The organism is bacterium (genome assembly GCA_023150945.1).
Taxonomy (GTDB): Bacteria; Zhuqueibacterota; Zhuqueibacteria; order Zhuqueibacterales; family Zhuqueibacteraceae; genus Coneutiohabitans.
In genome coordinates this window covers 81,279-88,457 of the sequence record JAKLJX010000028.1, presented here as the reverse complement: position 1 = coordinate 88,457, position 7,179 = coordinate 81,279, and the positions used below count along the sequence as shown (strand labels likewise).

Sequence of the window (7,179 nt, the reverse complement as noted above, 5' to 3'; positions counted from 1 at the left end):
GCGCTCGGAGCTGTCCGCCTGCAGCTCATGCCAGGACTTCAGCAATTCATGCGCTTGCACCCAGCGATCCACCCAGGCGGACCCGCCGGCGACTGTGGCGTTGAAATAATACAACTGCAGTTGCGCATTGAGAACCGTGGCATTGCTGGGTATGCTCGAGTATTGCAAATCGAATTTGATGATCGTGCGCTTTTTCACCTGCCCGGATTTCTTGCCCACCATCAGCGTGGTTTCCGAGCCGACGTTGGTGGCGCTTTGCAGCCGCGTATCAGTGGCATAGTCGTTGTAAATCGTGGGATCGATCAGCAACGGCCCGGGGGCAGCGGCCCTCACCCAGCGCCAGGGCACGCCGATCAGCAAATGGTTTTTGCCCTGCTGCGTATAGAATATCCGCCGCACTCTGACCGGCTCGCTCACGCTATCGTTTACCGCCCAGGCATAATCATGCGGAAAGAAGAAATAAAGATTCTCCCTCTCGTCTTCAAAATCAATGCGGCTTTCACCTTCGAAGGCAAAGCCATTGCCGGTTCGAATCGGATCCCGGCCGCCGGTCCGGTACGCCATAGCATTCAGGTTGTTCGGCGAGAGGGTGAATTCTGCGGCAAAGACCAGGTAGGTGTGATCCGCTGCCAGCCCGAGCTGGGCCGGGTCGGGCAGCGCTTCGCGTGCGGCTTGGGAGAAAACAATTTCTTCTTTGAGGCGGTTGGCGCCGCAGGTATAACGCACGGTGACGCCGCGAAAAATTTGCGGATAGTTGATTCGATTGCCTTCGACAAACGGGGCCACAGCCTCGGCATTCTGCAAAATTTGGTAAACGTAGCTCAACCGGTCGAAATAGCCGAAGCTCAACAGCTTCCACTGGAGCCGCACGCTTGGCGGCCGGCGCTGGACCGGGCTGCGGAATTTTTCGTGCACCGGGCGCGCCACTTCGTAGGTCACATCATAGCGATTCGCCTGCCCGGTTAAATTGGCAAAACGGGCGCGATACAGGCCTTCGGGCAGAAAAACGCCGGTGGAATCGCGGCGCAGACGGGTGTCTATGTCGCGATAGGCGCCATCAGCCGTGCGGTAGTGCATATAACCGGGGCTGACGCGCGTGAGGTAGAGATTCTCTTCGGGATTGTAATAGGTTTTGCTGTTGTAGGTGCGCTGGGCCGGCAGCTCGACAAAGTTCGTATCCGGTTCCTGGGCGGCGGCGTGAGCGAACAGCAGCAGGGCGAATGCTGAAAATAATATATTTTTCATGGCGGTTATCCGTGATTGGTTGCTGGTTGCTGATTGCTGGTTGCTGGTTGCTTGCAACTGGTCACTGGCAACTGATCACTGTGCGTAAAACTTCTGGCCGATCAAATCCAGGCCCCAGAGGTTCCAATACAAATGCGTGCCGTCGATATTGTACACGGCGAGCACTTTGCCGTCCGCGGTGTAGAGGTAGATCAAATCGTTTTTGGAAACACGCTGCCCCTTGCCGTCATAGTCGAAGTAAACCGTACCGCCGGGCATGGGCGCTTGCGTGGGGAGGTTGCGATAATCATACGCAATCTGGGCGGAGGGCGCAAGCTTTTTGTTGTCCGTGATCATGTTGCCGTTTTGATCGTAGGTGAAATTGCCCGGCGCCTGGTTGTTCAAACCGCTGACGTAGTCGAGCTGGTTGCTGCCCGGCTTGTAGAAGTAATTCATGTCGATCGCGGTATTGTCAGACAAGCGGCGTTTCATGTGTGTGAAGTTGCCTGACGCATCATAAGTGATGCCGGTGAGATCATAGCGGTTGTCGGTTTCCTGCCAGTTGCTGATAAAATGGCCCCAATTGGCTTTGTTCAAGCGGTCCGCGGCGTCATACTTGAACACCCAGCCGGTGAGGCTCGAAGGGGAATTGTTGCCGGAGGTGTTGTGAATCGTCCACGCGATGTTGCCGTTGAATTGCGCGACGTAATCGGTGGAAAACGGCGAGACGTAAGCAATGTGGTTTTGCACGTTGTAGCCAATAATTTGCCCGAAGCGATCGGCATTGGGCACGCCGGCACCGCCGCCGTCGCCTCCCGGGTCTTGGCCCGCAACGAGGTTTTGATGATTGATTTGCGTGAGCCAGTCGCGGCTGTTGTAGAGATAATCCACGCCCTGCACGTTTCCGCCGAGCACGAGGCGCTTTACCTGGCCGCCGGGCCAATAGATGTATTCGGCCTCGGCAGTTGCGGGCTTCACGTCCGCGGTATTGGCGAAGACTTTTTGCAGGCGTCCGAGCGCGTCGTGATCATACCAAACATAAAAGGCATCGCGGCTGGCCCCGGGCGGAAAGCTGCGGTTGAAAGCAATTTTGGTGAGTTGGCCACCGGAGCCATAGGAGTAATTCGTCATGGTGATGAGGTAGGCATTGCCATCGGAAACCACATCCTTGGGAACGTATTGCTCCAGCCATTCGAGGTTGCCGTTGTCATCATAGGAATAAAACATGTACCCGGAAAGGCCGAAGCGCTCGGATTTGTATTCGATGGCGTCGAGGCGGCCTTTGAGATTGCGCTGCGTTGCGCCCGGCGCATAACCGGCGAAGTCGTAATGATATTTCACCTTCCAAGTATGGCCGCTCGTGGGGTAGCTTTGATTGTCCGCGTTGGTTTGGGTGAAATTGTTGGTGGGATCGCCCATCGTGCCTTCTTCGATTTTGCGGCCGATGTTGTCGTACTTGTAGTAGAGGAAGTACGCCGTACCGCTGCTTGCGCCTTTGCCGTCTTTGACGAAGCGGAGGTAGCTTTTTTTGTCGTACAGATATTCGACGGCGGCGGCATCAGGCGCATCCTGTCTGCGCAAGAGGCCAAAGGTGTCGTAATCGTAGGTCGTGACCCTCCCGTTTGGATCAGTGGTGCGTATGAGATGGTCAGCGGCATCATAAAGGTGCTGGGTTTTGAGTTGCAGACCGTTGGGCAATGCCACGGTCGCAATGAGGTTGCCGAAGGTGTCAAAATATGAATCCACGGCATGCCCGTTTTCATCCTGCCGTCTTTGTTTGAGCAGAGATGCGGTGGTGTAGTTGATTGGGTCGGCAGAAGTGTTCGAGTCATAGGTGAAAATGACCACTTTTTCCGGGTTTGCGCCGATCTTGAAAACCGAGCCGGGCGCGCCCTGCTTGCTGATGCGATTGAGCGGGTCGGCAAGATATCGGGTTTCATGGAAAGCAGAAGGATCGGGATCCGGTGGCGGAGTGGTGCCGTCGAAATAGGCATAGCGCCCGGCATAATACGAGTTGGCTGCGGAGATCGCATCCAGGTCGAACATGCGTGTCGTGCTGGTGTAGGGCTTGGTGACTTTTGTAATGCGATCGGCGAAATCATACACCGTCCCGGCTTTGATCGCGCCGGCGAAATCGTATTGCAGCGTTTGAATGTCGCGGCCCAAGCCGTCGGCAAAGGTGAGTGTGGTGACGGGCCGATCGGTGCGCACGTCCTCGAAATCGAACTCACCGCGGGCGATGAGGCGCTGGACATATTCGAAGTCGGCCTGAATGCCGGTGAGCCTGAAATCCGCGAGCAGATCGCGCCCCAAGTTTTGCCACGCACCGCTCGTGAAACTTGCGCCCAGGTAGATGTTCATTGTCTTCGTGGCGGCGTTGTAGCTGTTCGTGCCGGCAGCAAGAAAATAGACCAGCGTATACTCAGAGCCGGCATACCAAACCACCACGCGAAAGGAAGAAGAAGTTTGCGTGTTTTTTATTTTCGCCCACACGTGCGAATGCGCCAAGCCAAGGCTGCCGCTGGCGGGATACTTGATGGCGTAGCTGTTGTTCGGCCCGTTGGTCACGTCCAGGCGCATCACCCGGCTTTGCAGCGTGTTGTCGTAAACCGTGCTCATCACGCCGTCATTGGGATTGAGATATTCCACCCAGCCGTGATTTTCCGGGGCATCGGTGTACTCGAACGCATCGGAAAAGCTATGTGCCGAGGCCGCGTGCGTTTTGATGAAGTTGGGATCGGTTGTGGAAAAGACGTCATTATTGCCGTCGCGTGAGTAGTAATACTCATTCTGCGCCACAGTTCTTTTGTCGGGCGCGATGATCTCGGTGAGACGCTGCAGGGGATCGTATTTGAATTCGGTCTTGCGTCCGTTGGGATCGGTGATGGAGGTGAGGCGAAAGGTGTTGGGGTCGTAGCCGTATCTCGTGGTCAATGACGTTGTCGAGGTCGGGCGCGTTTTGATGGAATCAATGAGCGCGCCCGCTTCCTTCCACGCAATCGTGGTCTCTACGCCATAGGCATCGTTGACTCTGGTGAGATTGCCGTGTTGATCGTAGCTCACGAATTGCGTGGTCAACAGCCATTCCTCGCTGTCCGGAAGGGAATCCGGGTGCCAGCTAAAAGCCGGAATCTGCATGTTGGTGTATGGATCCCGCCAACGGTATTGGTATTGTGGCAGATAGATGCCGTTCGAATTCTTCCAGGTTGAGGCTATGGCCTCATATCCAAACTTGGAGTTGACGTCTATTCTCGTGCTTTGGTGGGCGAGTTGGTTGCGCATGTTGTTGATGCGCATGTTCGAATAGGGCGCAGCATTTGCAGCTTCATAAGCATATAGATACTGGAGAACCCGTCTCGTGTTGCCGTCATCGCCAATTTGGGAATGAGTTTTCACGAGCGTGCCGGATTCATTGTAGGTATATGCGTCGGTTTTCTTCACGACACCGGAGCTGTAGTGTGTTTCGGTTGCAAGACTGACGAGCTCTTTGTGGGTAAAATTGATCTCGATAGTATCGGTGAAAGCGGTACCATAGTTGTAACGCAAGGGCGGTGCAACATCGGCAAGCCGGATAGGAGCGGGGTCGTTAAGATCACCCCTGAAGCTCCAATTATAAATCTCGGTTTTCACTTTCGTGCCTGCGGAGTTGAAATAATGCACGCTGTCGATCTCGCCCCAATTCCAGTTTTGGTTGCCCTGTAGAAGCGCGACATGACTCCCGCTTTTGACGTAGAAGATTTGCGGTTCAGAGCTGTGAGAGACACTACCCGTGACATAGAATGTCTTTTTGGCGCTGTTATCTGGGAATTGCTGCTTGATCCAGTCATACGTTACACTGGCTTGCCCGCGTTCGCCTAAATAATACAGCGGCAAGTCTTTATGGTTGTGCAATTTGCGGAAATAGATCTCAGGAATGGCGGAATGGCGGCCCGGGCCATAGGTGTAGGTAACAACATCCGGTGTTGAGTCATTGTAACCATCATAGCTGGTAATGGAGTGAACGCGTGCGCCCCCTTGTTCAAAGCGCTCAAAAAAATCGTCGACGTGCAAATAAGTCTCGTTCTGGACATAGTACGTGTTGTAGGAAAGGCTTCGCATTGCCAAGCTGTCGTTTGCGTAGACGAAGAAATGCCGTCCGCCTTCAGGATACGTGATTTCTTTAAGCGACCACATCCATCCTCTCGTTGGAGGTCCGCCAGAATAATTGGGGTCCGAAACTGGAATTTCAAGATAGCCGAAGTCATCTTGATATTCATGAAGCGGAGCGTAACGGCCCTTTGAGACTTCCAACCAACTCAGTGTCACTTCATCGTAGTAAGTGAACTTGTAAGCAGGCAGGGGACCAGATTGGCTGCCGGTGACTCCAGTGATTGTGATTGTCTCCAGCGCCAGCCTCGAAAGCATTTTTTTGTGAACAGAATTCGGATTGTTCTCCTCGTAAACCGAAAGTGAGTCTGCGCCGGTGGCCATGTATTGGAATGAAACCTGCATAACTTTATTGCCTTCACTTTGCGGATCAAGAATCTCTCCGGGCAGCGGTTCAGCCATGGGGATGCCGATCGCTTCCGTTTTTTTGTATAAAACTATTTGGTCAAGCTTGCGGCTGTAGTAGTTGTGATCATTGTCGTAATCCCCCATTTGAATGATGTTTGCCGCCAGGTTGTGATCGTACCGCTTCGAAGTCTGAAAGAAAGCGAAATGCGTTGGAGTTTCTACGTAATACGGATAGGTAACCTGTGCGACAAGTCTCTGGCTTCCGGTGGATTCGATTATGGTGTCGACATCCTCGGGGTTCCCCGTTCCGTGATCCCACGTTTTGTAAACAATTTTCACCCATCCACCCATGGAGGTTTCATCCGGGACGTCTGGTCCGGAATAATTCGAGGAAAGGATGGCACGCAATCTCCAGGTTGATACGAAGACATAATCGAAATCATTATTGGGAGATCCGAAATTGGGGAATAAGGCAGGGGACAGGGTGGGCAGATCGTTAGTGCCGTCATTGGCGCCGGAAAAGACATATCTTGTGCCGTCTTCGGTTGTAACGATGAATTTTGAGAAGTCTCTGCGATTGCCGACGTCTTTTATCCCTGTGCTTTTGCCGTCAACCGTCACCGGCTCACTTGTCGCGTAGCAGAATTTCCACGGTCGCCACGGTGATGGTACAAAATAGTATTGAGAATATTGATAAGCGCCTGTGCACGGTCCACTGGTTTCGGAATGAGCGGGATCGAATGGAATGACGGGGTCGTTCTCCGAAGTTACCGAATAAAGAATCGTTGAGGCGTTGTTCATATTTACGGAATAGACGTCGGGCTGAGACTGTATCGTACCACCGTAGAACGGCAACGCATGAGCAAAATCTGCCTGCTCTTGGTCAACGATTCCTCCCAAAGGATGCCGCGTGATGCTGCCCAAGTCCAGGCTCCAGCCCAAACCGATCCATGATGCAGATTGCGTGACTTGTATGCCGGAGCGGTATTGCACAACAATATCGAAGTCCAATCCGCTTCTCCCTGGCACTGTCAAAAGCGGAATCGTCAAACTGAGATCGCCGTGCGCATCCACGCCCGGTTCGGCGGGCCTGATGAAGTGAGTGACTTCCGGCGCAAGGATGCGGTCGTTCTTTATCTGATACTCTTGAGCCAGGAGGGCGGATGGCGGCCGCAACGACTCGACAAGAAAAACAAGCACGGTGGAAAGGATGAAAGGGAACGTGAGGTTTGAAGTTTGGGATTTGTGCTTCTTCATCGCAATGCCTCCCGCGAAAAATTTGCTGCGTAGAAATAGCTTGAATCTTGACAAGGTCAATGCCATGCCTGGCGTCTGTCATCTGCCAACAGCAGACGGACACTGTAATGAGAGTGATGAAGTATCAGGTCAGCAAGACAAAGGGGGACGGCGGCATTGCGTTTCCCCTGGCGGCGTTTGAGTGGCAATCTGACAACGAAGGAT

The 7,179-nt window shown here is 53.6% G+C and carries 3 protein-coding genes; 1 reads left to right on the top strand and 2 read right to left on the bottom strand.

Annotation, left to right across the window (positions count from 1 at the left end):
- Positions 1–1,245, bottom strand: a 1,245-nt coding sequence (locus L6R21_24890) for a DNRLRE domain-containing protein (GenBank protein ID MCK6562449.1), incomplete at its 3' end; no start/stop codon positions are given.
- 75 nt (positions 1,246–1,320) lie between these two features.
- On the bottom strand, positions 1,321–5,397 hold the full coding sequence (locus L6R21_24885) for an RHS repeat protein (GenBank protein MCK6562448.1): 4,077 nt from the start codon (positions 5,395–5,397) through the stop codon (positions 1,321–1,323).
- 1,281 nt (positions 5,398–6,678) lie between these two features.
- On the opposite strand from L6R21_24885, the gene L6R21_24880 reads away from it, so the two are divergent.
- A complete protein-coding gene (locus L6R21_24880) occupies positions 6,679–6,951 on the top strand; it encodes a hypothetical protein (GenBank protein MCK6562447.1) in 273 nt (90 codons plus the stop codon).
- Positions 6,952–7,179: the final 228 nt, after the last annotated feature.